At 73.1% G+C, this 24,961-nt stretch carries 25 protein-coding genes; 15 read left to right on the forward strand and 10 right to left on the reverse strand.

The genetic code is table 11. From position 1 onward, the window contains the following. Window positions 1–39 precede the first annotated feature (39 nt). Entirely contained in the window at window positions 40–1,050 is a 1,011-nt protein-coding gene (locus tag FB388_RS04950; protein ID WP_142097491.1) for an LLM class flavin-dependent oxidoreductase, read from the forward strand. A 21-nt stretch (window positions 1,051–1,071) separates the two neighbouring features. On the opposite strand, the gene FB388_RS04955 is transcribed toward FB388_RS04950, so the two are convergent. The 9 genes from FB388_RS04955 to FB388_RS04995 all read right to left on the reverse strand — a co-directional run bounded on the left by FB388_RS04955 (window position 1,072) and on the right by FB388_RS04995 (window position 10,493). After that, window positions 1,072–1,734, reverse strand: a complete 663-nt coding sequence (locus FB388_RS04955) for a DUF3159 domain-containing protein (RefSeq protein WP_142097493.1) — start codon at window positions 1,732–1,734, stop codon at window positions 1,072–1,074. 155 nt (window positions 1,735–1,889) lie between these two features. Next, window positions 1,890–4,679 carry a helix-turn-helix transcriptional regulator gene (locus tag FB388_RS04960; RefSeq protein WP_142097496.1) on the reverse strand — a complete coding sequence of 930 codons (2,790 nt, stop codon included), beginning with the start codon at window positions 4,677–4,679 and terminating at the stop codon, window positions 1,890–1,892. A gap of 177 nt (window positions 4,680–4,856) precedes the next feature. After that, entirely contained in the window at window positions 4,857–5,831 is a 975-nt protein-coding gene (locus tag FB388_RS04965) for an enoyl-CoA hydratase/isomerase family protein (RefSeq protein ID WP_142097499.1), read from the reverse strand. A gap of 55 nt (window positions 5,832–5,886) precedes the next feature. Further along, window positions 5,887–6,642 (reverse strand): SDR family oxidoreductase, encoded by a 756-nt coding sequence (locus tag FB388_RS04970; RefSeq protein WP_142097501.1) that lies wholly within the window; start codon window positions 6,640–6,642, stop codon window positions 5,887–5,889. 133 nt (window positions 6,643–6,775) lie between these two features. After that, window positions 6,776–8,152: a dihydrolipoyl dehydrogenase family protein gene (locus FB388_RS04975; RefSeq protein ID WP_142097504.1), complete on the reverse strand. Its 1,377-nt coding sequence runs from the start codon at window positions 8,150–8,152 to the stop codon at window positions 6,776–6,778. Then, window positions 8,149–8,337, reverse strand: coding sequence for a bleomycin resistance protein (locus FB388_RS04980; RefSeq protein ID WP_142097506.1), 189 nt, complete (start codon window positions 8,335–8,337; stop codon window positions 8,149–8,151). Before FB388_RS04980 ends, FB388_RS04975 begins: the two co-directional genes overlap by 4 nt. A gap of 10 nt (window positions 8,338–8,347) precedes the next feature. Next, entirely contained in the window at window positions 8,348–8,794 is a 447-nt protein-coding gene (locus FB388_RS04985; RefSeq protein WP_142102589.1) for a VOC family protein, read from the reverse strand. A gap of 153 nt (window positions 8,795–8,947) precedes the next feature. Next, window positions 8,948–9,697, reverse strand: coding sequence for an SDR family NAD(P)-dependent oxidoreductase (locus FB388_RS04990; protein WP_142097509.1), 750 nt, complete (start codon window positions 9,695–9,697; stop codon window positions 8,948–8,950). A gap of 58 nt (window positions 9,698–9,755) precedes the next feature. Continuing rightward, window positions 9,756–10,493, reverse strand: coding sequence for an SDR family NAD(P)-dependent oxidoreductase (locus FB388_RS04995; protein WP_142097512.1), 738 nt, complete (start codon window positions 10,491–10,493; stop codon window positions 9,756–9,758). A gap of 92 nt (window positions 10,494–10,585) precedes the next feature. On the opposite strand from FB388_RS04995, the gene FB388_RS05000 reads away from it, so the two are divergent. After that, window positions 10,586–11,194 carry a TetR/AcrR family transcriptional regulator gene (locus tag FB388_RS05000; protein WP_142097514.1) on the forward strand — a complete coding sequence of 203 codons (609 nt, stop codon included), beginning with the start codon at window positions 10,586–10,588 and terminating at the stop codon, window positions 11,192–11,194. Window positions 11,195–11,485: 291 nt separating this feature from the next. On the opposite strand, the gene FB388_RS05005 is transcribed toward FB388_RS05000, so the two are convergent. Then, window positions 11,486–12,091, reverse strand: coding sequence for a TetR/AcrR family transcriptional regulator (locus FB388_RS05005; protein ID WP_142097517.1), 606 nt, complete (start codon window positions 12,089–12,091; stop codon window positions 11,486–11,488). 131 nt (window positions 12,092–12,222) lie between these two features. Here FB388_RS05005 and FB388_RS05010 point away from each other — a divergent pair, with 131 nt between their 5' ends. The 13 genes from FB388_RS05010 (at window position 12,223) to FB388_RS40205 (ending at window position 24,958) form a co-directional block, all read left to right on the forward strand. After that, on the forward strand, window positions 12,223–13,335 hold the full coding sequence (locus tag FB388_RS05010; protein WP_142097520.1) for an FAD-dependent monooxygenase: 1,113 nt from the start codon (window positions 12,223–12,225) through the stop codon (window positions 13,333–13,335). A gap of 158 nt (window positions 13,336–13,493) precedes the next feature. Next, a complete protein-coding gene (locus FB388_RS05015) occupies window positions 13,494–14,945 on the forward strand; it encodes an MFS transporter (RefSeq protein WP_246121621.1) in 1,452 nt (483 codons plus the stop codon). Window positions 14,946–15,034: 89 nt separating this feature from the next. Further along, window positions 15,035–15,469 (forward strand): Fur family transcriptional regulator, encoded by a 435-nt coding sequence (locus tag FB388_RS05020; protein ID WP_281290378.1) that lies wholly within the window; start codon window positions 15,035–15,037, stop codon window positions 15,467–15,469. Window positions 15,470–15,522: 53 nt separating this feature from the next. Beyond that, window positions 15,523–17,781, forward strand: a complete 2,259-nt coding sequence (katG, locus tag FB388_RS05025) for a catalase/peroxidase HPI (protein ID WP_142097523.1) — start codon at window positions 15,523–15,525, stop codon at window positions 17,779–17,781. A 134-nt stretch (window positions 17,782–17,915) separates the two neighbouring features. Further along, window positions 17,916–19,235, forward strand: a complete 1,320-nt coding sequence (locus FB388_RS05030; protein ID WP_142097525.1) for an MFS transporter — start codon at window positions 17,916–17,918, stop codon at window positions 19,233–19,235. Beyond that, complete coding sequence (locus tag FB388_RS05035) at window positions 19,232–20,059, forward strand: N-acyl homoserine lactonase family protein (protein WP_142097528.1); 828 nt, start codon at window positions 19,232–19,234, stop codon at window positions 20,057–20,059. Before FB388_RS05030 ends, FB388_RS05035 begins: the two co-directional genes overlap by 4 nt. Beyond that, window positions 20,056–20,892, forward strand: coding sequence for an SDR family NAD(P)-dependent oxidoreductase (locus tag FB388_RS05040; protein ID WP_142097530.1), 837 nt, complete (start codon window positions 20,056–20,058; stop codon window positions 20,890–20,892). Before FB388_RS05035 ends, FB388_RS05040 begins: the two co-directional genes overlap by 4 nt. Next, complete coding sequence (locus FB388_RS05045) at window positions 20,889–21,791, forward strand: NAD(P)-dependent oxidoreductase (RefSeq protein WP_142097533.1); 903 nt, start codon at window positions 20,889–20,891, stop codon at window positions 21,789–21,791. Before FB388_RS05040 ends, FB388_RS05045 begins: the two co-directional genes overlap by 4 nt. Window positions 21,792–21,797: 6 nt before the next feature. Then, window positions 21,798–22,193 (forward strand): cupin domain-containing protein, encoded by a 396-nt coding sequence (locus FB388_RS05050; RefSeq protein ID WP_142097536.1) that lies wholly within the window; start codon window positions 21,798–21,800, stop codon window positions 22,191–22,193. Next, complete coding sequence (pcaC, locus tag FB388_RS05055; protein WP_142097538.1) at window positions 22,190–22,582, forward strand: 4-carboxymuconolactone decarboxylase; 393 nt, start codon at window positions 22,190–22,192, stop codon at window positions 22,580–22,582. The genes FB388_RS05050 and pcaC overlap by 4 nt, the downstream gene beginning before the upstream one ends. After that, the gene (locus tag FB388_RS05060; RefSeq protein WP_142097541.1) at window positions 22,575–23,459 is read left to right on the forward strand and encodes an NAD(P)-dependent oxidoreductase; all 885 of its coding nucleotides are present in this window, start codon (window positions 22,575–22,577) and stop codon (window positions 23,457–23,459) included. The genes pcaC and FB388_RS05060 overlap by 8 nt, the downstream gene beginning before the upstream one ends. 2 nt (window positions 23,460–23,461) lie before the next feature. Beyond that, window positions 23,462–24,151, forward strand: coding sequence for a GntR family transcriptional regulator (locus FB388_RS05065; RefSeq protein WP_246121624.1), 690 nt, complete (start codon window positions 23,462–23,464; stop codon window positions 24,149–24,151). Between the two features lie 33 nt (window positions 24,152–24,184). Then, entirely contained in the window at window positions 24,185–24,958 is a 774-nt protein-coding gene (locus tag FB388_RS40205) for a carboxymuconolactone decarboxylase family protein (RefSeq protein WP_246121626.1), read from the forward strand. Window positions 24,959–24,961: the final 3 nt, after the last annotated feature.

Here is a 24,961-nt window from a genome sequence, read left to right on the forward strand (position 1 = left end):
TGCTAAACCGTACCGTACGTCGTACGAGGAGGTGCTGACATGAGGGTCGGCCTGCGCATCCCGCCCTGCGCCCCGGTGCCGGAGATCGCCGCGCTCGCGCTGGACGCGGAGCGGGCGGGGTTCGACGAGGTCTGGTTCCCCGACTCGCAGCTGCTGTGGCGCGACGTGTTCGCCGTCGCCGCCGCCGCGGCGGCCGCGACCTCGCGGATCAGGCTCGGCACGGCGGTCACGAACGTCGTCACCCGGCACCCCGCGGTCCTCGCATCGGCGGCGCGCACCGTCGGCGAGCTCGCCCCCGGCCGGTTCGTGCTCGGGGTCGGAGTCGGGGACAGCGCCGTCGCTCCGGTGGGACTGCGGGCGTCCACCGGCGCCGAGCTGCGCGAGCGGCTCGCGATCGTGCGGAGCCTGCTCGCGGGCGCCGCTGTCGACTTCGGTGGGGCATCGGCTCGGCTACGCGACCCCGTTGACGTGCCGATCCACCTCGCGGCCAGCGGGCCGCGCAACCTGCGGCTCGCGGGCGAGATCGCCGACGGCGCGATCCTGCTCTCCGGGGTGGCCGCCGGCCCGCTGGCCGCCGCCACCGCCCGCGTCCAGGACGGAGCGCACGCCGCCGGGCGATGGGGGGTGCCGATGACGGTGTCCGCGTTCTGCCGGGTGACGGACGACGTGCCGCGCGTCGCCCGGGAGCTCAAGCCGATCTGCGCGCGGATCGCCCAGAACGGCGGGGCGCCCTTCCTCGCGCTGGCAGGCGTCCACGTGGACGTGCCGGAGCACCTGCCCGGCGTCTACCCCGACCTGGTGCACGCCGAGGACTGGGAGGCAGCGGTGCGGGTGTGCGACCCGTACGTCCCGGACGCAGCTGCCACCGCCTTCGCCCGGGAGTTCTGCCTCTACGGCACACCGGCCGAGATCGTCGACCGGCTCGCGAGCGTGCGCGCGGCCGGGGTCGACGCGGTGTTCCTGCAGCACGTCGGGTCCTACGATCTGCCGCGTGCTCTGCTGACGGAGGTCTCCGAGAACGTGCTCCCGCTGCTTCGCGTCTCCCGGTGACCCCTCGGAAGGCGCCGCGGATCAAACCGCCGTCGCGCGGATCGCGCGGCGGGCGGCGGCGACGGTGAAGGCGGCCATGGCGAAGGGCACCGGCACGGTGCCGATCTCGACGGCGGCCAGTGCCGCCAGCTGGTCGGTGACGTAGAGCACCGTGCGGACGACGAAGTTGGCGAAGCAGATGCCGGCCCCGACCCAGGAGGTGGCGGCGTAGACGCGCCGCAGCGGGGCGTGCCGGCGCCAGTCGCGGGGCCCACCGGCCAGTCGGTTGAGCGCGAGCCCCGTCACTGGCCGGCCGATGAGCACCGAGCCGAGGAAGAGCAGCCCCGTGGCTGCTGGGAGCAGCGTGGGGACGAGGAAGAAGCCCCTGGCTTCCCCGGTGAGGGCGGCGACCAGCGCGCACACGGCTGCGATGACGAGGCCGACCAGCGCCGCTCTCGGGGACTCCCGGCGCACGAGGCGCACCCCGAACGCCACCGGAGCGGACACCGCCAGGGCGATGAACGCCCAGGTCATCCCGCCGACGGCGTTGGCGATGACGAACGCAGCGGTGGGAGCGGCGGCGACGGCGATCCCGGTCCAGCCGCCCGAGCGCACCACGGCCTGGCGGACGGCCACCGCGAGGCTCACCGGCTCGTTCTCGACCGGGAGCTCGCGCGAGTCCGAGGTGGCCGCTTCGTTCGTCATGTGGTGCTCCTCCGTCGGGTGGTGCGTGTGCCGCCCACGGTTCCGCGTCGCCGGAGGGACATCCACGACCTCCCGATCCGTGGATGGGCGAGCCACCGGAGCGCCGATGGGGGACCGACGCTGTGCCACGCGATCGGTCGCGTGGAGCACGAGCGCTAGGCGGAAGCCGTCTCCATCCCATTGGTCGGCAGCACATCGCGGAGCTGTCGTCGTGAGCTGATCGAGAGCTTGGTGAAGACCCTGCGCAGGTGCCACTCGACGGTGCGCGGGCTGAGGAACAGCCGGGCGCCGATCTCCGGGTTCGTCATGCCGTCCCGCACCATCAGCGCGATCTGCCGCTCCTGCGCGGTCAGCTCGTCGCTCGCCGCGGACTCGGAGCGCTTGCGGACCGTCTCCCCGGCCGCGCGCAACTCACGGCGGGCACGTTCCGCGAACGCCTCCATCCCGGTGGAGACGAACATGTCGTATGCGGTGCGCAACTGGGTCCGGGCATCGGATCGGCGGACCTGGCGGCGCAGCCACTCGCCGTACAGGAGGTGGGTGCGAGCGAGGTCCGGCCGCAGCCGGGTACGGCTCAGGTGCTCGACGGCCTCGACGAAAGCGGCCTCGGCACCCGCGCCATCGCTCACCAGGCCCCGGGAGCGCGCCTCGATGCCGAGGCCCCACAGCTCGTCCGTACCGCGGGTGCTGTCCTGCAGCCGCTCCAGCGCCTCGGCCGCGCCACGGTCGTTGCCGCTCCTGGCAGCCGCTTCGACCTGCTCGGTCAGCGCCCACGCCGACACGAACAGCTCCGGGGTGTCGTCGGCGGCGAGTTCGGCCGCCACGAAAGCCTCGTCGTAGCGGCCGACGGCGTTCAGGACGACCGATCTGGCCCAGTGCGCGTACTGGACGGCGGTGCCCTGGCCCTCCGCCGTCGCGTTCGCGACCGTGGCGTCGACGAGCGGGAACGCCTCGCTCGCCCGACCGCGCAGCGCGGCCAGCACCAACGCGCCGTAGTGCGCGACCTGCGTGCCGGTGGCATCCCGGACCGCATCGGCCTCCGCCTTGAGCGACGACGCTCGGGCGAAGTCACCGGCCAGCGCCGCAACCTGGCCGAACACGTTGACGCCGACGGCGAGAACCGCGAGTGCGCCTGCGTCGCGGGCCACCTCGACCTGGCGGGTGGCGGTTGCCATGCAGGTATCGAAGTCCCATGCGGCAGCGGCCGCCGCCGTCGCGAGCCAGCCCCAGCGGAGCACCTCCGCGATCGAGACGTCGTCGCCGGCGAACGTGCTCGCGGCCTGCTTCAGCAACGGAACCCCCCTGCCGCGCCCTTCGGTGAACAGCACCGCGAAACCGTCGAGCAGCAGGTCGGAGGCACGTGTCGAGCCCGCCGGCCGCGGTGCGGCCCTGGCCGCTCGGGACACCTCTCGCATGTCGCCCGTCGTGGCCAACCGCCCCGCGAACAGCGCTGCGCTCCACGCGTCGAGGTAGGTGTCCCGGGCGAGCCTGGCGTCTAGCGGCTCCAAGGTCTGCGCAGCGCGCAACAGCAGCGGCGGTGCGTCGCTGCCGCGCCGCTGCGCGAACGCGGCTCCCGCACGCAGCAGGTCGATGCGCGCCCGCCCGAACTCGTCGAGCGCACCGGCCTCTGCTCTGTCGAGCAGTTCGAGCGCGGTCCCGAACGAACCGGCCGCCAGACCGGCTTGGGCCGCGGACAGGGCACGATCGGTGCGCTGCGCCGGGTCGGGCGTCAGCTCGGCCGAGCGCTGCAGGAATGCGGCCGCGGCTGCGAGCCCGCCACGTGCCTCGGCCCGGTCGGCGGACTGCTCGAGCTCCGCCGCGACCGCATCGTCGGGTTCCACCGCGGCCGCGGCGAGGTGCCACGCGCGACGATCGGGATCCGCCCGTGCGTCGGTCACCGCTGCCAGCGCCGAGTGCACTGCTCGCCGATCCGCCGAGTCCGCAGCCCGGTACACGGCCGACCGCACGAGCGGGTGGCGGAAGCTCATCCGTGCATCCACCGACAGCAGGCCGTCGGTCCCGCCCGCCACGGCCTCGGCCGGCGTCACCCCGAGCCGCTCCGCCGCGCGCCACACCAGGGCGGGGTCGCCGACCGGCTCGGCTGCCGCGACCAGCAGCAACAGCCGGGAGTCCGCCGGCAGTGCCTCGATCCGCGTCAGGAAGCTCTGCTCGATGTGCCCGGGCAGCGTGCCGGCCTGCAGCAGGCCGAACCCGCCCGCCATCTGGGTCACGGTCAGCCCGCGCGGCAGCTCGAGCAAGGCGAGTGGGTTGCCCCGGCTCTCGGCCACGATCCGGTCCCGTATGTGCTGGTCGAGCCTGGAGGGGGTGGCGGATTCCAACAGCGCACGAGCGTCGGCGACGGGTAGCCCGGTGACCTCGAGCTCCGGCAGACCGCGCAGCTCGGGGCCGGGCTGCCGGGTGCCGAACACGAGGGCGATCGACTCCGCCAGCAGCCGGCGTGCGACGAAGCCGAGCACCTGCGCCGATGCCCGATCCAGCCACTGGGCGTCGTCGATCACGCACAGCAGCGGGCGGTCCTCCGAGACGTCCGACATCAGGCTCAACACGGCCAGGCCCACCAGGAAGCGATCCGGTGGGGTTCCCGCTCGGACCCCGAACACCGTCTGGAGCGCCTCGCGCTGCGGATCCGGGAGGTGCGACAGGCGATCGAGCAGCGGCATGCACAACTGGTGCAAGGTGGCGAACGCCAACTCCATCTCGGACTCCACGCCGGCGGCGCGCAGGACGCGAACGTTCGTCGTCGAGCTCGCCACGTGGTCGAGGAGCGCGGACTTCCCGACACCGGCGTCGCCGCGCACCACGAGCACGCGGCTCTCGCCGTCCCGCACGGCCGCGATCATCTGGTCGAGGGCGGCGGTCTCCGCCCGTCGCCCGAGCAGCCCGGTGCCGTCTCCCCGGAAGCCCTTCCCCCGTTGCTGCCCCATCCTCCGCCTTCTGCCGCAAGCGGTGACATCCCCCGGGCGATCCGCCGACCCGGTCGGGCCGCAGGTCGCGCGGGGGGACTGCCAGCCTAGGGGCGAGCGGGCGGGGTGCCTACGGAGTGCGATCCGAAAGACCGCTTCGAGGGGCGAGCATCGGGGGCCGAGCGGGAGCGCGACGTCCTATGCGGGGCCGTCTCCGGGAACGCGATGGCTCGAGCCATCGGTGACGACCGGCCGATCCGTCGGGATCGAGTCGACCACGCGCCGGCCGAGAGATCGTTCGACGTCGCTGTCGGAGTTGAGCCCGAGAGCCTGCAGCCGCGCCCACTGCGCCTGTTGTGCGGGGCGCCCGAACAGCTCGCGGAAGTCGGCCACGGGACCTGCCAGCTCGCTCTCGGCGGGCAGGGTCACCCGGTCGACGTAGGACTTGGTACGCGCGATCGCTTCGTGGTCGAAGCGAGCCAGCCGGGAAGCCATCGCGTCGACCTCGGCGTCGAGCCGGTCGTCGTCGATCGCGCGGTTGACGTACCCGTACTGCTCGGCGCGCGGTCCGTCGACGTCGTCGGCGACGAGCAGGATCTCGAGTGCACGGCCGCGACCCACGAGGCGGGCGAGCCGGGCCATCGGGGCGCCCCCGGGGACCACGCCGATCGCGACCTCGAACTGGCCGAGCACCGTGTTCTCGCGGGAGGCGAACCGCAGGTCGGCGGCCAGCACGAACTCGCTCCCCGCACCGCGGGCGCGCCCCCGGATCGCGGCGATGCTGACCACCGGGGCGCGGGACAGGCGGAGGAGGAGATCCGACCACGCTGGCAGCCCGGTCGGCCCGACTCCCAGCGCCGCGGTTCTACCGGGGTCGTTCTCCACGTCGTAGTGGGCGAGGAAGAACTCGGCGTCGGCGCTGGTGAAGACGACGACCTTGAGGTCGGGATCCCGCTCGATCAGGCCGACGAGCTCGGCGAGCTCGGCGACCGTGGTCGCGGTGATCGTGTTGATCGGAGGGTGGTCGAAGGTGACGTGCCAGTAGCCCGGGCTCCGGCGGGTGACGCGCAGGTGGCTCCAGGAGCGTGACCACGCTCCGGAGGTGGCGGTCGGCGTCGGGCCACTGATCGGCACGCCACTGATCGGCACGCCACTGATCGGCATGGTGCTCATGCGGGCCTTCCCTGCAAGTGCGGTGGTGGAGGAGGGGTGTTTCCGCGTCGCCGGCTCAGATGACCTGCTGGCCGCCGTCCACGTCGAAGGTCGCGCCGGTCAGGGCCGTGTTGGCCATGATGTGCACGGCGAGCGCGGCGACGTCCTCCGGCACGACGACGCGGCGGATCGGAAGGGTGGCGCGGAGGTGCGCGCGGCGCTCGTCGAGGTCATCGCCGAGCAAGGACGCCGAGAGGGGCGTGTCCACGAAGCCGGCTGCGACGAGGTTGACGCGGACCGGCGCGAGCTCGAGCGCCAGGTTGGCCGTGAGCGCCGGCAGCCCCGCGGTGAGGAGTGCGGTGAGGCTGATCCCGACAGCCGGCCGCCTGCCACCGGTTCCGCTCATGAGCAGGAGCGCGCCGCCGGGCCGCACCGTCCGGGCCGCGTGCCGGGCGACCTCGAGGGTGAGCCGGACGTGGTCGGCGACGTAGCGGGTGGCGTCCGCCACGTCCATGTCGGCCAGCGGCGCGTAGTACGGGCCGCCCGCGGTGACCAGGACGTGGTCGACGGGCGCCGGAAGGGACCGGAAGAAGGCGTCGAGGTGGTCGGGGTCGTGGGCGTCGAACGCCGCGTGCCGCTGCGCGCCGAGATCGGCTGCGGCGTGTCGGAGGCGTTCCGGGTCCCGGCCCGTGAGGACGATCTGGGCGCCTTCGGCGCGGGCGGACCGGGCCGTCTCGAGCCCGATCCCGGAGCTACCGCCGATGACGACGACGGTCTGCCCGAGCAGGCTCGGCTTTCGCACGGCGGTCGCACTACCGGTGAGAGTGGTCATGGTGCCTTCCGATGTCGGGGACGTCGAGGTCTTCGGATCCAGCGTCCGGTGGCGGGCGCCCCACCAGGCCGCCGGATCGACGGGGGCGGACCAGTAGCACGGGTAGAGCCACTCCACGGCCGCCTCCGTCTTCTCAACCGGCCGATGCGGCGCCGACCGCGCTCCCGGCGCGGTCGACCAGGGCGTCGAGCTCGCGCAGCGCCTGGAAGACCGCCTCGGAGAACGTCGGGAACGGCTGGATGACGTCGAGCAGGACCGGCAGCGGGGTACGGGCGCGGATGGCCAGGGTCACCTGCTGGAGCCATTCGCCCGCCTCCGGACCCAGTGCGTGGGCGCCGGTGAGCCGGGCGCCGTCCGAGACCAGGGTCAGGAAGCCGGGCTGCGTGTCGTAGGCCCGCGTGTAGGTCGACGTCCGGGGGATCCCCGCGAGCGCGACGGTCACCACGAACGGTCCGTCGGCCTCGCCCACCGACGCGGCCTGGGGATCGCAGAAGATCACGCGGGGGACCGCCTCGTAGTGCGCCTCGCGGGGTCGGCCGAGGATGTTCGAGGCCGCCACGCGCCCCTGGTACTCGCCGACGTGGGTCAGCTGCCACAGCCCGGTGACGTCACCGATCGCCCACAGCCGCGGTCCGGCAGCCATCCGGGCGTCCACGGCGATCCCGCGTGGGTCGGCCGCGATGCCGACCGTCTCGAGACCGATGTCCACGACCCGGGGACGCCGCCCGGTCGCGACGAGGAGGCGGTCGCCGCGGGCCTCTGACCCGTCCGCGAACTCCAGGACGTACTCCGTGCCGTCCCGGCGGGCCGCCGTCGGCGCGCGGCCGAACCGGAGCTCGACGCCGTCGCCCCGGAGTGCCTCGGCGACGCCCTCCCCGAGACGTCGCGGTTCCCGCGGCAGCAGGTGATCACCGCGCTCGACGAGCGTGACCGACGCACCCAGCCGAGAGATCGCTTGTGCCATCTCGACGCCGATGGGTCCGCCTCCGAGCACGAGGAGCCGGGGTGGCACCTCGGTCAGCCCGGTGACTTCGCGGTCGGTCCACACACCCGGCAGCTCGCGGAGGCCGGGCACGGGCGGGATCGCCGCGTCGGAGCCGGTGGCGACGACGACGTGCTCGGCGGTGTGGGTCGTGCCGTCGACGACGACCGTGCCCGGGCCGTCGAGGCGGCCGTGCCCGCGCACGACGTCGATCCCGGCGCCGCGCGCCCACGCGACCTGTCCGGCGTCGTCGTAGTTCGACACCATGAAGTCGCGCCAGGCCAAAGCCGCCGGGACGTCAATGGCCCCGGTGATCGCTTCCCGGGCGCCCGGCGCGGTGCGCGCCGCCGCGAGCACCTCGCCCGGGCGCAGCAGGGTCTTGGACGGGATGCAGCCCCAGTAGGAGCACTCGCCGCCGAGCAGCTCGCGCTCGACGACGGCGACGCGCAGGCCGCCAGCGGCCAGTGCCGCGGCACAGTGCTCCCCGGGCGCTCCACCACCGAGGACGATCACGTCGTAGTCGCTCATCGGCGCGCCGCCTCCAGGACCGCGGACGCGTCGGCGTACGCCTCGTCCGGAGCTCGGCCCCGCCGGCGGGCCACGATGAAGGCCGCGTACCAGTCGGCCCAGTGGTGCTTCGGAGCCGACGGTTCGTAGCGCCCGTGCTGCTCCTCGGCCTCGCGCAGGAGCTCGGCCAGGCTCGTCACGTCCATCGCGGCGTCCTCAGTCCCGGCCCGGCAGGCGGGTGGTGATCTCCTGCACGATCCAGCCGTTGCCGTCCGGGTCGTCGAACGTCACGAACGACCCGTAGGTCTGTCGCTCCGGGCTCGGTCCCGGTACCCGCCCGGCCGCCCCCGCGGGCCGGAACCGCGCCCCCAGCCCCGCTTCGTGGAAGACCTCGCTGACCCGGGCGCCGCGCTCCGCGAGCTCGGCCCTGGCCGCCTCGATGTCGTCGACCACGAGGTACATGCCTCGTAGGGAGCCGGGCTGCGCGGAGGTGACGCCGACGCCGAACTGGATCGAACCCGCCGAACCCGGCGGCGTCAGCTGCACGATGCGGAAGTCCTCGTCGGCGACGAAGTCGGCGTCCTCCCGCCAGCCCAGCGCCTTGTAGAACTGCTTGGCCCGGTCGACGTCCGAGACGGGCACGACGACGACCTCGAGTTTCATGTCCACAGCCAGAGCTCCTCGTCTTCGTGAGCACCGGCACGGGAGTCCGTGCCTGCCCCGCTCACACTGCCGCGGCCCGGGCTACTCCGACCCAGGGAAACTCCCTGGACCGCCCGCTACCAGGCAAGGGCGTCGGAGTGAGGTGTCGGGGACTCAGACCTGTGCGTACCCACCGTCGATGAACCACTCGGCGCCGTTGACGTAGGTGGCGGCGTCCGACGCCAGGAGTGTCGCGGCCTCGGCGATCTCGTCTGGATCACCGATGCGCCCGAGCGGCACTGCGTCGGCGAACCGGTCCACGAACGCGGTCTGCTCGTCCTCGGGCACGAGACCGAGCAGCGCGGGTGTCCTGGTCGGCCCCGGGCTCAGCACGTTCACCCGGAAGCCGTTCGCCTTCGTGTTGAGCGTCCAGCTGCGCGCGAAGTTGCGCAGCGCTGCCTTGGTGGCGCCGTAGACCTCCAGACCCGGATCCGGACGCACGGACGTGGTCGATCCGATCAGGACCACGGATGCTCCCGGCGACAACAGCGGCATCGCCTTCTGCACGCCGAAGACGGCCCCCTTCACGTTGGTGGCGAACATGGCGTCGAACTGCTCCTCCGTGATGTCGCCGAGAGCGGCGGTGGTGGCGCCGGCGGCATTGGCCACCAGGACGTCGATCCGGCCCGCCCGCTCCTTCACGACGTCGTAGAGCCGGTCGAGGTCGGCCAGGTCACCCACGTCGCACTGCACGGCGACGGCCTGCGATCCGAGCTCGGCTGCAGTCGTGTCGAGCTGCCTCCGACGGCGCCCTGTGACGAACACCTGCGCGCCCTCCGCTACGAAGCGACGGGCGATGGCCAGCCCGATCCCGCTCGTGCCGCCGGTGATCACGGCTACCTTGCCCGCCAGTTGCTCACTCATTCGTTCCTCGGTTCCGATGTTCGGCGTGTGCTGCGAGGTTGGGGACGGACGGTCCGGGTCAGATCTGGTTCATCCCGCCGTCGACGTAGAGGTTGGCGCCGTAGACGAAGCTGCTCTCCTGCGAGGCGAGGAAGAGCACCGCGGCGGCGATCTCGCCCGGGTCGGCGATCCGCTTGGCGGGCAGTGCGGCCCCGATCGCCGCCTTCATCTCCTCGGCGCGCTCGCCGAAGAGATCGAACAGCGGGGTGTCGGCCGGGCCCGGTGAGATCACGTTGATCCGGATGCCTCGACCGACGAGCTCGTTGGCCCAGGTGCGCCCGTAGGCCCGCACGGCCGCCTTCGACGCCCCGTAGGCGCCGAAGCGCTCTGTGCCGCTCTCGGCGCTGGTGGAGGCGGTGAGGATCACCGATGCGCCGTCGTTGAGCAGGGGGAGTGCCTTCTGCACGGTGAGGAAGGTGCCCTTGACGTTGATGTCGAAGATCCGGTCGTGGTCCTCCTCGGTGAGCTCGTCCAACCTCGCGAGGTGGTTGATACCCGCGTTGGCGAACAGCACGTCCAGGCCGTTCCCGCGCTCGCGCACGCGCTCGTACAGGCGGTCGACGTCGGCCGCGACGCTGACGTCCCCTGCCACCGCGGTGGCGTTGCCGATCGCGGCGACGGCCTTCTGCAGCTCGGTCTCGCGCCGCCCGGTGACGAACACGTGCGCGCCCTCCGCCGCGAGTCGCTCCGCGGTCGCCAGGCCGATCCCGCTGCTGCCACCGGTCACAACCGCTGTCTTGCCCTCGAACTGACCCATGGCCTGTGACCTCCCAAAATTTAAGCACCGATCGGTACAGAAGGAACGTAGCACGGCGGAGGTCCGACGCTGCCGGGACTATGCTCGGCGTCATGACGGGTGCCCGGAGGGCGACGATCGGCCGGCCGCGGGAGTTCGACGTGGACGAGGCCCTCGAGCGCGCGATGCGGGTGTTCTGGGAGCAGGGCTACGAGGGGGCCAGCCTCACCGACCTGACCGCGGCGATGGGCATCACCCGCACGAGCATGTACGCGGCCTTCGGCAACAAGGAGGACCTGTTCCGCAAGGCGCTGCAGCGCTACTCGGCAGGGCCGGCCGTCTACGCGACGCGCGCGCTCGAGGAGCCGACCGCAAGGGCGGTGGCCACCGCGTTCCTGTACGGCACGGTCGACACCACCACCGGCCCCGGCCTGCCGGCCGGGTGCCTCACCGTCCAGGGGGCGCTGGCCGCCGCGCCCGCGGACCGGGCCGTCCGGGACTTCCTGGCCGACTGGCGCAACGACGGGTGCTCGCGCCTGGAGGACAGGTTCCGGCGAGCCCGGGACGAGGGGGACCTGCCGCCGACGTCCGACCCGCGACTGCTCGCCCGGTTCGTCATGACCGTGTCGGGCGGGATCGCCGTCCAGGCCGCGAGCGGCGTAGGCCGCGACGAGCTGCGCCGGGTCGCCGACGCTGCCCTGGTGAACTGGCCGCCCGCCTGACGGGAGCTCCGCTCCGGCCTCGCCCGGTCCCACCCGCCACGTGGCGGATAGCTCCCCGCGGTCGGCGGGTCAGGGCATCGGCTTCCTCGCCCGCCCGCACCTGCCGGAGCCGCTGATCGCCGGGATCAGCGTCGTGCCGGTGATCGGCCTCTCGAACAGCGCGTTGCGGATCGTCTGGCCCGCTACCGCGACCTCCTCCAGAAGATCCGAACTGCGGCGAACGGGCCAAGACCCCCAGGGCATCGCGCCATGCCACAGCCACATATCCCGCGGTGGGGCGCAGGTGGGCGTTCAGGTGTGGGGTGTCGTGGCCCGGATGCCTGCGAGCACCACGTCGACGATGCGCTCCGCGTCCGCGCGGGTGAACGGGCGTATGCCGCGGTTCACGATGAGGTGCACCGGCCCGGAGAGCATCTCGCCGAACAGGGAGCGGTCGACCGGCGGCAGCTCGCCGCGGTCGACGGCCAGGTCCACCCGGCGCCCCATGCCCGCGGCGCGCACTTCGAGGATCCTGGTCGCCGCCCGGCGGACGGCCGGGCTCTCGTGGGTGGCCTGGGTGGCCAGCAGGAGCGCCCGAGCGGTCGGCCTGCCCAGGCTCTCCGCGAGTGCCATCAGGAAGTCGACCAGGTCCCTGCGGAGATCGCCGGTGTCGGCGACCGACCCGAGGTCGTCGGCGTACGCCAGCAGGGCCTCGACGACCAGCTCCTCGCGGTCGGGCCAGTTGCGGTACACGCTGGTCTTGTGCACGCCGGCGAGCTCGGCGACCTCCTCGTAGCGGAAGCCCGCGATGCCGTCGCGCGCGACGAGCTCGGCGGTCGCGGCGAGGATCTGCGCTCGCACCCGCGCGGTGCGACCACCGGGACGACGCGCTGACGGCCGGTCCACGGTGCTGGCCATCAGTGGCTCACCTCCTGCCGTCGGCTCGGGCGCTGATTGTCGTCGAGCCCGCGTTGCGGGTGTACGAGGGTGGCGCGTACGGTCGGTTAAAGCAACAGATTGTTGTTTTAGTAGCCGACGGAGGCCCTACCGTGAAGATCCTCGTGTCCGGAGCCGGCGTCGCCGGGCTCGCCGGCGCACTCGACCTCGGCGCCCGCGGCCACGACGTCACCGTCGTCGAGTACGCCCGCAGGCTGCGGGTGAAGGGCACACCCATCGACATCCGGGGCGACGCCATCGAGATCGTCGACCGGATGGGCCTGCTCGCGAAGGTCCGAGAACAGCGGATCCGGATGAGCGAGGCCAACCAGTTCGTCGACGCCGACGGTCGGCCGGTGGCCAGCATCCCGATGGCGGTGGTGAGCGACTCCGACGACGACATCGAGATCGCCCGCGGGGACCTGGTGCACATCCTCGCCGACGCGCTCCCGGACACGGCGACGATCCGCTTCGGCGACTCGATGGAGGCGCTGACCGACGACGGCGACGGCGTCGACGTGCATTTCAGGTCCGGTCGCGCCGAACGGTACGACCTGGTGCTCGGTGCCGACGGCCAGCACTCCGCGGTACGCGGGCTGGTGTTCGGGCCCGAGCAGGACTACCTGCGCCACCTCGGTGTCTACATCGCACTCGCCAACCTCCCCGGCGAGACCGGGCCGGACGGCGTCACCCTGTACAACGTCCCCGGCCGGATGGTGGGCATCGCCCGGTTCAAGGGCATGGCGCTGGCGTCGTTCACCTTCCGCTCTGAGTGGCTCGACTTCGACCACCGCGACCTGGACGCCCAGAAGAAGATCCTCGTCGACGCCTTCGCGGGCCACACGTCGTGGAAGATCCCCCAGCTGCTCGACGCGGCCCGCGCCGACCCCGAGCTCTTCTTCGACTCCGCGAGCCAGATCCACATGCCGTCCTGGCACCACGGCCGCGTCGCCCTCGTCGGGGACGCCGGGCACTGCGCGGCCTTCCTCTCCGGCCGGGGCACCTCGCTCGCGCTCACCGGCGCCTGGTTCCTCGCCGAGGAGCTGGAACGGTGCGGAGCGGACCACGCCGCCGCGTTCGAACGGTACGAGGCCCGGCAGCGTCCGTACGTCACCGCGGCCCAGGAGCGGGTCGAGCAGGGCCGCGAGCGCCAGACGCCGCTCACCTGGGAGGCCATCGCCGCGCGCAACGAGCGCCTTCGAGCGTCGAACGCCGCAGCACGGTGAGCCACCCGCAGCGCGGCAGGCACCTGTTCCCCGGCGGAACGCAGGCTGCGGGCCGCGGCGCACGCGACGCTCGCCGTGAATGGAACACGCCGCCCGCACGGACCACCTCCACCCGCCCCGCAGCAGGGGAGAACCCGTCGGCGGATGACGCGACGGTCGTGCTGCCTCGGGTGGTCGAGGAGCGCCGGTGGAGCGGGCGCCTCATCTGCTGGCTGGCCGTTCTCACCCTCGCCAACCGCATGGCCGACACGGCCGTCACCACTCCCTTGATGGTCCTGCCGCAGATGCTCGAGCACTTCGAGACGGACCAGGCCGCGTGGCTGAACGCGAGCGCGCTGCTGGCGGGAGCCATCTGGTCACCGTTGCTCGCGAAGAGCGCCGACATCTTCGGCAAGCGCCGGGTGCTACTGGCGACGATATTCGTCTCGGGCGCGGGCTCGGTGATCTGCCTCGTCGCGACCGACCTCGGGGTCTTCCTGGTGGGGCGGCTCCTCCAGGGTTCTGCGATGGCCGTGGTGTTCCTCACGGTGGCGCTCACGCGCCAGATCAGCGCCCCGCGGGTGGCGATGACCGCCATCGGGATCGTGACGTCCGCCTCCGCGGTCATCGGGATCGTCGAGCCGTTCCTGATGACCCCGCTCATCGATCGGTTCGGCTTCCAGAGCGTGTTCGTCGTGTCGGTCGCCCTGGCCGCGGCTGCCGGGCTGTGCGTTCGCCTGTTCGTCCCGGAGTCGCCGATCCGCAGCAGCGGCAGCGTCGACGTGGTCGGGGCGCTGCTGCTCGGGGGTGGCCTCGCGGCGGTGCTCGGCTACATCAGCCTCGGGCAGGAGCTCGGGTGGCTGACCGGGGGCATGATCGTCCTGCTCGTGGCCGGTGTCGCCGCCCTCGCCGCTTGGGTGGTCCTGGCCCTGCGGGTCGAGGAGCCCATCGTCGACCTCCGGGCGCTGAGCAGGCCGCTCGTGCTGACCCTGCTGGCCGTGGTGCTCGCCGCGGGCTCGTTCCAGAGCGTGCTGCAGCTGACGGGCCTCATCGCCGAGGTGTCGCCACGACTGGGGCTCGGGTACGGGCTGGGCGACGCCGGTCCGGTCGCGCTGCTGTTCGCGGCACCGGCACCGGGCATCGTGCTCGGTGGCACGTTCGCCGGGTGGCTCGCCGGCCGGATCGGCCCCGCACGGACCCTCCTCGGCGGTATCGCGATCGGGACGGTCGCAACCTTCGGGATGCTGGCGGGGGTGTCGTCGTTCCCGATCGCGATCGCCTCGGTCGGGCTGCTCGGGATGGCCGCAGGCGCGGTCGGCACCTCCGGGTTCAACCTGGCGACCGCCCTCGCGCCGCCCGAGCGGCACGGCGTGGTCTCCGGTCTGGTGTCGGTCATGCTCTCCCTCGGAGGTGTCGTCGTCACCGTCGCCTCGACGGCGGTGCTCAACGCCACCGCCACCGTGGTGGACGGCGCCCCGCAGAACTCGGCGACCGGCGTGTACCTCTACGTCCTCATCGCGGGGGTGCTGTTCGCCCTCGCCACGGTGACCGCGTGGGTGCTGGTGCGGAAGCGGTTCGCCGCGGGGCGGGCGCCGGGGAGTCGGGGGCGTCATGCCCGGGTGACGGGGTGAGCGAACTCCTCTGAGCGGATGTGGTGGGAGTTCCGACACGGCCTCTTCTGGACTTGATCCAGTCCGTTCTTTGTGTTGAGATCGGTGTTGTGGAGAACCCCCAGCAGGCCGAGCGTCTCCTTCGAGACGCCGCGTTGCGGGTCACCGCGCCACGCAAGGCGGTGCTGATGGCGGTGCAGGAGCACCCGCACGCCGACACCGAGACGCTGCTCGCGGCGACCCGGGCGCGGCTCGGGTCGGTGTCGCACCAGGCCGTGTACGACGTCCTGCGTGCCCTGACCGACGCCGGTCTGGTCCGCCGCATCCAGCCGGCCGGCTCGGTCGCCCGCTACGAGGCCCGCGTGGGCGACAACCACCACCACCTCGTGTGCCGCTCGTGCGGGACCGTGCGCGACGTCGACTGCGCGGTCGGGGAGCCTCCCTGCCTGACCGCGGCCGACGACGGCGGCTTCGTGATCGACGAGGCCGAGGTCGTGTACTGGGGCCTCTGCCCCGCCTGCCAGTCCGCACCCGCGGGCCGTTGACCGCGCGCCCGCCCGACCAGACGCACCCACCACAGGCCCCTGAAAGGACCTTCGTGCCCCCCGAGAGCGAGAACCCCGCCGTGACCGACCCGAAGCCCCGTGACGAGTCCGCGAGCCCGCAGGGTACCGACGACACCGCGAGCCGGAGCGAGAGCGAGAACCCGGCCATCCCCGGTCCCACCTTCCACCAGGACGCCCGCCCGCGGTCCAACCGCGACTGGTGGCCGAACCAGGTCGACCTGACCGTCCTCAACAAGCCCTCGCGCGACTCCGACCCGCTCGGCGAGGACTTCGACTACAAGCAGGCCGTCTCCCAGCTGGACTTCGACGCGGTCAAGGCCGACATCGTCCAGGTCATGCGCACGTCGCAGGACTGGTGGCCCGCCGACTGGGGCCACTACGGCCCGCTGTTCATCCGCATGTCGTGGCACTCCGCGGGCACCTACCGCCAGGTCGACGGCCGCGGCGGTGCCGGTGACGGCGCCCAGCGCTTCGCCCCGCTCAACAGCTGGCCGGACAACGCCAGCCTCGACAAGGCCCGCCGCCTGCTGCTGCCGGTCAAGCAGAAGTACGGCCGCAGCCTGTCCTGGGCCGACCTGCTCGTGCTCGCCGGCAACGTGGCCCACGAGGACATGGGCTTCGAGACCCTCGGCTTCGCCTTCGGCCGCGAGGACGTGTGGCAGCCGGAGGAGGTCTTCTGGGGGCCGGAGGACACCTGGCTCGGCGACGAGCGCTACAGCGGCGACGCTCCGCTCGAGCTCGAGGGTGCCCTCGGCGCCGTCACCATGGGTCTGATCTACGTCAACCCGGAGGGCCCGAAGGGTCAGCCGGACCCGCTCGCGTCGGCCCACGACATCCGCGTGACGTTCGGCCGGATGGCGATGAACGACGAGGAGACCGTCGCCCTCATCGGCGGTGGGCACACGTTCGGGAAGGCGCACGGCGCCGGCGACCCGAACCTCGTCGGCCCGGAGCCGGAGGGCTGCCCGGTGCACTCCGGCGGGCTCGGCTGGAAGAACCAGTTCGGCACCGGCAAGGGCGCCGACACGATCACCAGCGGCCTCGAGGGCGCCTGGACCCCGACGCCCACCCAGTGGGACAACAGCTACTGGGAGACGCTGCTCGGCTTCGAGTGGGAGCTCACCGAGAGCCCGGCAGGCGCCAAGCAGTGGAAGCCGAAGCAGCCCGAGGGCCAGGAGCTCGTGGCCGACGCGCACATCGAGGGCAAGAAGAACCCGCCCATGATGCTGACGAGCGACCTCGCGCTGATCACCGACCCGGAGTACCGCAAGATCGCCGAGCGGTTCCGCGACGACCCCGAGTACTTCGCCGACGCCTACCGGCGGGCCTGGTTCAAGCTGCTGCACCGCGACATGGGCCCGGTCTCGCGCTACGTCGGCCCGTGGGTGCCGCAGGAGGTCCAGCTCTGGCAGGACCCGCTCCCGCCGGTCGAGCACGAGCTGCTGTCGGAGTCCGACGCCGCCGACCTCAAGAAGCAGATCCTCGCCTCCGGCCTCACGGTCTCGCAGCTCGTGCACACCGCCTGGTCGTCGGCCGCGTCCTACCGCGGCACCGACAAGCGCGGCGGCGCGAACGGCGCCCGCATCCGCCTCGAGCCGCAGGCGAGCTGGCCGGTCAACGCCGGCACGCAGGAGGTCATCGCCAAGCTCGACGAGGTCCGCCAGGCGTTCGGCAAGCCCGTCTCGCTCGCCGACACGATCGTGCTGGCCGGTGCCGCCGCCGTGGAGAAGGCCGCCGCCGACGCAGGTGTGGAGGTCACCGTGCCGTTCGCGCCCGGGCGCACCGACGCCTCGCAGGAGCAGACCGACGTCGACACGTTCCAGTACCTGGAGCCCCGCGCCGACGGTTTCCGCAACTGGATCGCCCCGGACCTGAAGCTGTCTCCGGAGACGCTGCTCGTCGACCGCGCCTACATGCTCGAGCTCACGGCGAAGGAGCTGACCCTGCTGGTCGGCGGCCTGCGCGTGCTGGGCGCGAACACCGGCGGCACGGCGCACGGCGTCTTCACCGACCGGCCGGGGATCCTGTCGCAGGACTTCTTCCGCAACCTGCTCGACCTCGGGGTCGAGTGGAGCACGTCGAAGGACGAGGAGGGCGTCTACGAGGCCCGTGACGCCCAGGGCGCCGTGGTGCGCACCGCCACCGCGGTGGACCTGGTCTTCGGCTCGAACTCGATCCTGCGCGGCATCGTCGAGGTGTACTCGGCCGACGACGCGAAGGAGAAGTTCGTGCGCGACTTCGTCAAGGCCTGGGACAAGGTCATGAACCTGGACCGGTTCGACCTGCGGTAACCGTTCGATCCGACGCCCCGGTCCGCCGCATCCGCGGCGGGCCGGGGCGTCTTCGTGTGACCCGGAACACCTTCCGCGACGCAGGATTGTCTGACAGCCTGACAGTCCGTCCAACTCGTCGACGAGGGAGTGCGATGAAGCACGGTGCAGAGGACGGTGCGGCCCGGCGGGTGGCTGCACTGGCGACGGCGGTCGGCAACTTCACGGAGTGGTTCGACTTCGCGATCTACGGCTTCCTGGCGGCCACGCTGGGACGGCTGTTCTTCCCCGGGGCGAGCCCGGCCGCGTCGCTGCTGGCGTCGCTGGCGGTGTTCGGGGTCGCGTTCTTCATGCGCCCGCTGGGCGGGTTCGTGCTCGGGGCGGTCGGGGACCGGTTGGGACGCCGGGCCCTGCTGACGCTCTCGATCGGCCTCATGGGGCTCGCGACCACGCTGATCGGGGTGCTGCCCACGTTCGAGAGCGCCGGGCTGCTCGCCCCGGTGCTGCTGGTGCTGCTGCGCTGCGTGCAGGGCTTCTCGGCCGGAGCGGAGTGGACCGGTTCGGCCGCGTTCCTGATCGAGCACACGCCGGTGGAGCGGCGTGGGCGGTTCGCGAGCGTGATCTCGGCGACCGCCGCGCTCGCGACGTGCGCAGGCGGCCTGCTCGTGCTCACCCTCGAGCTCTCGCTCACGACGGAGCAGATGTCGGCGTGGGGCTGGCGCATCCCGTTCCTCGTCGCCGTGCCGCTGACCGCCGTCGGAACCTGGGTGCGGCTGCGGATCGACGAGACGCCGGTGTTCCAGCGGCTCGTCGAGGCCGGGGCCCGTGCGGAGGCGCCGCTGCGCCAGTCGGGCCGTGACGTCCGGGCGATCGCGCTGACGTTCGCGTTCTCCAGCGTCCAGGGGCTCGGCTTCTACTACCTCGCCACGTACGTCGTCACCTACCTGACCGCGACCGTGGAGCTGTCCCGGCCGCGCGCACTGGTGCTCGTCGCCACCGGCCTCGTCTGCTACGCGCTGCTGTGCCCGATCGCGGGCGCGGTCTCCGACCGGTTCGGCAGGCGCCGGGTCAACCTCGTCGGCGGGTTCGGGCTCGCGGTCGTCAGCATCCCCGCGTTCGTGCTGATGGGAACGGGCACCGCGGCCGGGGTCGTCGGCGGGATGGTGCTGTTCGCGGTGTTCCAGTCGATGGTGAGCGTGACGACGGTGTGCATGCTCGTGGAGCTGTTCCCGGCCGAGACGCGCTCGACGTCCAGCGCGATCGGCTTCAACCTGGGCCTCGCCCTCATCGGCGGACCCGGTCCGCTGATCGCCGCTGCCATCGCGAGCAGCACGGGCAGCAGCACGCTGCCGGCCCTGTACATGGTGGTGGTGGCCGCGATCGCCACGCTCGCGCTCGCCCGGTGGCTGCCCGAGGTGCGCGGGCGCCGCATCGACGGTGCGGCCGCGGTGGCGCCGGCCGAGGTGCGTCCGTGACAGCCGCCTACGAGGTCCTCGCCGTCCGCTACGGCACCCGCACCGCCACCAAGGCGCAGAGCTACCTCAACTACCACCTCTACGGCGAGCCCGATGCCGAGATCGCCATGGACTACTTCTTCTGGGTCGTGCGCAACGCCGGCCGCACGGTGGTGGTCGACTGCGGGTTCGGCGCGGAGGCGGGGGCGCGCAGGCGGCGCAGCCTGCTGGCCGACCCCGTCGAGGCGCTGGCCGCGCTCGGCGTGGACGCGGCGGCGGTCGACCGGCTCGTGGTCAGCCACGCGCACTACGACCACATCGGCAACCTGCACCGGTTCCCCAACGCGGAGATCGTGCTGGCCCGGCGCGAGTACGAGTTCTGGACCGGTCCCTACGCGCGGCGCATGCAGTTCGCCCACTCGACGGAGCCCGACGAGCTGGCGCACCTCGCCGCGGCGGGGGAGCAGGGCAGGCTGCGGCTCGTCGAGGGCACCTGCGACCTCGCGCCCGGCATCCAGCTGGTGGTGGTCGGCGGGCACACGCCCGGCCAGCTCGTGGCGCAGGTCGCGACCGGGGAGCGGGAGGCGGTGGTGCTGGCCGCCGACGCCCTGCACTTCTACGAGGAGCTGGAGCGCGACCGCCCGTTCTTCGTCGTGGCCGACCTGGCGGACATGTACCGGGGCTTCGACGTGCTGCGCGAGATGTGCGAGGACAGCGGGCGGCTGCTCGTGGCCGGGCACGATGCCGATGTCGGCCGGCGCTTCCCCGAGCGGGTGGGCGGGCTGCCCTCCGGGCTCGGCGAGCTGGTCGTCCGGGTGGCGGGAACGACGGAGGGAGCGGCGTGAGCCTGGACGGGAAGGTCTGCCTCGTCACCGGGGCCGCGGGCGGCATCGGCTCGGCGAGCGCGCGGCGGCTCGCGGCGGAGGGGGTGCGGCTCGTCCTGCAGGACGTCGACGGCGACCGGCTGAAGGCACTGGCCGCCGACCTGCCGGTCGAGACCGTGGTGTGCACCGGGGACGTGTCGCAGGAGGCCGACGTCGACGCGGCGGTGGCGGCGGGCCTCGCGGCGTTCGGCCGCATCGACCTGCACCACCTCAACGCCGGGGTGCCGGGCCCGTTGACCCGGCTGACCGAGCTGTCGGTCGCCGACTGGGACCGGGTCGTCGGGATCAACCTGCGCGGGGTGTTCCTCGGGGTGCGGGCGGCGTTCCGCCGGTACGAGGAGCAGCGCAGCGGCGGGGCGATCGTGCTCACCGCGTCCATCGCATCCCTTCGCGGCAGCGACGACCTGCTCGCCTACCAGGCCTCCAAGCACGGCGTGCTCGGGGTGCTCAAGGGGGCTGCGCTCTACGGGGGGCCGATCGGCGTGCGCGTCAACGCGGTGGCGCCGGGCATCGTGCCCACCGCGCTGTTCGCGGCGGCTGGCAACGGGCCCGGCGGCGGGGACGACATGGTGCGGCGCGCGTCGACCACCCCGCTGCGGCGGGCGGGCACCGGCGAGGAGATCGCCTCCGTGGTCGCGTTCCTGCTGGGCGACGGGGCGGCGTACATGACCGGTGAAGTGGTGTCCGTCGACGGTGGGGCGGCGGCGGTGAGCACCGTGCGGCCCTCCGGCGGCGCGGGCGCGTGGGACCCACGGCCCGGCGACGAGCGGATGCACCCGGGGTGGTTCGCGTGACCGGGCGGACGGTGGGCTTCGTCGGCCTCGGGAACATGGGCGGGCGGATGACGCGGCGGTTGGTGGGCGCCGGGATCGAGGTGGTCGGGTTCGACCCGCGACCGGACGCGGCCGAGGCGGTCGGCGCGCGGGCGGCCGGCTCACCGGCGGAGGTCGCCGCGGCGGCGCCGGTGGTGCTGATGTCCCTACCGGACAGCCACGTGGTCGAGCCGGTGGTCCGCGGCCCGGACGGGCTGCTGGCCGCGGCGCGACCGGGTGCGACGATCGTCGACCTCTCCACCGCCTCACCGGCGTCGACCACGGCGCTGCACGCCGAGGCGGCCGCCGCCGGCGTCCGCTACCTCGACGCCGGGATCTCCGGCGGGGCGGCAGCCGCCGAGCAGGGCAGCCTGACGATCATGGCGGGCGGCGACGCGGACGCGCTCGCCGAGCTCGACTGGGTGTTCGCGCCGATCGCGGCGCACGTGCACCACATGGGCGGACCCGGGGCGGGCCACACCGCGAAGCTGCTCAACAACTTCCTCAACGCGGTGACCCTCGCGGCCACCGCCGAGGTGATGGTGGCCGCCCGGTTGGCCGGGCTCGACCTGCCGCAGCTGCTCGACGTCCTCAACTCCAGCAGCGGCGCGAGCTTCGCGACCCGCAGCCGGTTCCCGCACATCGTCCGCGGGGACTACCTGGAGGGCGGGCTCACCGGCCGGCTCATGACCAAGGACGTGGCGCTCTACGTCGAGCTCGTCGGGCGGCTCGGGGTGCCGAGCCTCAACGCGGCGGGACCGCTGGCGAGCTTCGGGCTCGCCGAGAACCTCGGCTACGGCGACCAGATCAGCAACCGCGTGGTCGACGCGTTCGGCGACGTGGCCGGCGGCGTCCGCGTCCACGACCAGGGGAAGGACTGAGAGGCAGTGCAGATCGTCCGGGGGCGGGCCCCCGAGACCACCCCGACCCAGGCTCGCACGGAGACCTTCACCGGCACGGTGTGGGGCGATCCCGTGCTGCCCACCACCGCGGAGGGCAACACGATCAACTCGGTGACCTTCACGCCGGGCGCGCGCACCTACTGGCACCACCACACCGCGGGGCAGATCCTCGTGGTCACCGCGGGCCTGGGCTGGGTCTGCACCCACGGCGAGCGGCCGCAGGTGATCCGCGCCGGGGACGTGGTGTGGGTGCCGCCGGGGGAGCGGCACTGGCACGGCGGCACGGTCAACACCGTGATGACGCACATCGCGGTGTCGCTCGGGCCGACCGTGTGGCTGGACGAGGTCAGCGAGGACGACTACCGGGGGGACGGCCGATGACCGACCAGCGCTACGAGCAGGGGCTCGCGATCCGCAAGGAGGTCCTCGGCGAAGCGCACGTCGAGCGCTCACTGGCCGCGGTGAGCGACTTCTCCCGCCCCGTGCAGGAGTTCGTCACGCGCGCCTGCTGGGGTGACGTCTGGGGCCGGCCCGGGCTGGACCGGCGCACCCGCAGCCTGCTCAACCTGGTGATGCTCACCGCGCTGGGCCGCAACCACGAGCTCGGCGTGCACGTGCGCGGCGCGATCACCAACGGTGCCACCGAGGCCGAGATCCAGGAGGCGCTGCTGCAGGCCGCGATCTACTGCGGCGTGCCCGCGGCACTGGAGTCGTTCCGGGTGGCCGAGCGGGTGCTCGGCGAGATCGCGGCGGAGGGCGCCGATGGGTGAGCACGCCGGCCTCCCGCCGGCCGTGGGGTTCGTCGGGCTCGGCCGGATGGGCACGCCGATGGTGCAGCGGCTGGCGGCGGCCGGGGTCGCCGTGCGCGGGTACGACACGGCGTCCCGCCCGGAGCTCGCCGGCGTCGTCACGCTGGTGGAGGAGGCCGCGCTGGTGGCCGACGGCGTGCCGGTCGTGGTCCTCATGCTGCCGGACTCGGCCGCCGTCGAGGCCGTCGCGCTGGGGGCCGGGCTGCTCGACGCGCTCGCCCCCGGCACCGTGCTCGTCGACATGGGCTCGTCGGAGCCGCTGCGGACCCGCGCGCTGGCCGAGGAGGTCGCGGCGCGGGGCGCGGTGCTGGTCGACGCGCCCGTCTCCGGCGGTGTCTCCGGTGCCACCGCCGGCACGATGACGATCATGGTGGGCGGGCCGAAGGACGTCGTCGCCCCGCTCGGGCCGTTCTTCGCCGTGCTCGGGCGGATGCGCCACGTCGGCCCGGTGGGCGCGGGCCACGCGCTCAAGGCGCTCAACAACCTGATGTCCGCGGCGCACCTGCTGGCCAGCTCGGAGGCGCTGCTCGCCGGGCAGCGGTTCGGGCTGGACCCCGCCGTGATGCTGGACGCCGTCAACGGCTCGAGCGGGCGCAGCGGGTCCACCGAGAACAAGTGGCCGAACTTCGTGCTGCCCGGCACGTTCGACTCCGGGTTCGCCCTCGGGCTCATGCTCAAGGACATCCGGATCGCGCTCGGCCTCGCCGAGGCGACCGGGGCGCCGTCGGCGCTCGCCGCGCGCACGGTCGAGCTGTGGACGGAGGCGGCCGCGGCGCTGGGCCCCGCTGCGGACCACACGGAGATCGTGCGATGGTTGCGGCAGGAGAGGGGAGGGTGAGCGTGGACGGCAGCCCGGCGTCGACGGTCTGGTCCGCAGACCAGATCGGCCGCGTCGCCGCGCCGCTGCGCGAGCAGGTCGTCACGCTGGTGCGCGACGCCATCCTCGGGTTCCGGCTGCAGCCGGGCCAGCGGCTCGTGGAGCGCGAGCTGGTGGAGCAGCTCGGGGTCTCCCGCGCCACCGTCCGCGAGGTGCTGCGCCAGCTCGCCGCGGAGGGGCTGGTCACGGTGGTGCCGCAGCGCGGCGCGATCGTCACCGCCCTGTCGCCGGACGACGCCGCCGACCTGTACGAGATGCGTGCATCGCTCGAGGCGCTCGCGGTGCAGCGGTTCGTGCAGCGGGCCACCGCCGATCAGGTGGCGGCGCTGCGCGCGGCCGTCGGCGAGATCGAGCGCACCGCCGACGCGGGCGACCCGCAGGACCAGCTGCACGCCAAGGACCGCTTCTACGAGGTGCTGCTCGCCGGGTCGGGCAGCCGGCCGCTGCAGGAGACGCTCGCCGGGCTGCAGGCCCGGGTGCGGCTGCTGCGGGCCACGTCGCTCGCCGCGCCCGGCCGGCCGCGGGAGGCGGCCGCTGAGCTGCGCGCCGTTGTCGACGCGGTCGAGGCCGGCGATGCCGACGCGGCCGCGGCGGCGTGCGCCCGCCACATCCACAACGCGGCGCGCACCGCGCTCGCGCGCCTGCACTCCTGATCCCCTCTCCGACACTCCCTCCGGAGGAGTCCCGTGTCGCTCACGCCCGAACAGCAGCAGATCAAGGACGAGTTCGTACAGGTGCGGGGCACCTGGGGCGAGCCGTGGCAGCGCATGCTGGAGCTCGATCCCGAGTTCGTCCGCGCCTACCTGCGCTTCTCCGCCGTCCCGTGGACGGGGGAGTCGCACCTGGAGCCGAAGGTCAAGGAGTTCGTCTACATCGCGGCCGACGCCGCGGCCACCCACCTCTACGAGCCGGGCATCCGCCAGCACATCGCCGCGGCGTTCGGGCACGGCGCGACCCGCGAGGAGATCATGGAGGTCATCGAGCTGACCTCCACCCTCGGCATCCACGCGAGCAACATCGGCGTGCCGCTGCTGCTGGAGGTGCTGCAGGAGGAGGGCCTGCGCGACGGCCCGGCCCCGCTGGACGACCGCCGTGAGCGCCTCAAGGCCGAGTTCACCGCGAACCGCGGCTACTGGCACGAGTTCTGGGACGGCCTGCTGGAGCTCGACCCCGACCTCTTCGAGGCCTACACCGAGTTCTCCTCGGTGCCGTGGCGCACCGGCACGCTGCCGCCGAAGGTCAAGGAGCTGATCTACATCGCCTTCGACGCATCGGCCACCCACCTGTACGTGCCGGGGCTGAAGCTGCACATGCAGAACGCGGTCCGCCTCGGCGCCACGGCGGGGGAGATCATGGAGGTGCTCGCCATCGTCAGCGTCATCGGGATCCACGCCGCCACCACGGCCACGCCGATCCTGGCCGAGATCGCGGCGCAGCAGGGTGATCGCGCCGCCGGGTGATCC

Source organism: Pseudonocardia cypriaca, assembly GCF_006717045.1.
Classification (GTDB): Bacteria; Actinomycetota; Actinomycetes; order Mycobacteriales; family Pseudonocardiaceae; genus Pseudonocardia; species Pseudonocardia cypriaca.

Bases quoted from the DNA above. Each gene is read 5' to 3' on its own strand.
- FB388_RS04955 (WP_142097493.1), bottom strand. From the start codon at position 1,734: ATGACGAACGAAGCGGCCACCTCGGACTCGCGCGAGCTCCCGGTCGAG.
- FB388_RS04980 (WP_142097506.1), bottom strand. From the start codon at position 8,337: ATGGACGTGACGAGCCTGGCCGAGCTCCTGCGCGAGGCCGAGGAGCAG.
- FB388_RS04995 (WP_142097512.1), bottom strand. From the start codon at position 10,493: ATGGGTCAGTTCGAGGGCAAGACAGCGGTTGTGACCGGTGGCAGCAGC.
- FB388_RS05005 (WP_142097517.1), bottom strand. From the start codon at position 12,091: ATGGCCAGCACCGTGGACCGGCCGTCAGCGCGTCGTCCCGGTGGTCGC.
- FB388_RS04990 (WP_142097509.1), bottom strand. From the start codon at position 9,697: ATGAGTGAGCAACTGGCGGGCAAGGTAGCCGTGATCACCGGCGGCACG.
- FB388_RS04975 (WP_142097504.1), bottom strand. From the start codon at position 8,152: ATGAGCGACTACGACGTGATCGTCCTCGGTGGTGGAGCGCCCGGGGAG.
- pcaC (WP_142097538.1), top strand. From the start codon at position 22,190: ATGACCGACCAGCGCTACGAGCAGGGGCTCGCGATCCGCAAGGAGGTC.
- FB388_RS04985 (WP_142102589.1), bottom strand. From the start codon at position 8,794: ATGAAACTCGAGGTCGTCGTCGTGCCCGTCTCGGACGTCGACCGGGCC.
- FB388_RS05060 (WP_142097541.1), top strand. From the start codon at position 22,575: ATGGGTGAGCACGCCGGCCTCCCGCCGGCCGTGGGGTTCGTCGGGCTC.
- FB388_RS04960 (WP_142097496.1), bottom strand. From the start codon at position 4,679: ATGGGGCAGCAACGGGGGAAGGGCTTCCGGGGAGACGGCACCGGGCTG.
- FB388_RS04965 (WP_142097499.1), bottom strand. From the start codon at position 5,831: ATGAGCACCATGCCGATCAGTGGCGTGCCGATCAGTGGCGTGCCGATC.
- FB388_RS05000 (WP_142097514.1), top strand. From the start codon at position 10,586: ATGACGGGTGCCCGGAGGGCGACGATCGGCCGGCCGCGGGAGTTCGAC.
- FB388_RS04970 (WP_142097501.1), bottom strand. From the start codon at position 6,642: ATGACCACTCTCACCGGTAGTGCGACCGCCGTGCGAAAGCCGAGCCTG.
- FB388_RS04950 (WP_142097491.1), top strand. From the start codon at position 40: ATGAGGGTCGGCCTGCGCATCCCGCCCTGCGCCCCGGTGCCGGAGATC.
- FB388_RS05030 (WP_142097525.1), top strand. From the start codon at position 17,916: ATGAAGCACGGTGCAGAGGACGGTGCGGCCCGGCGGGTGGCTGCACTG.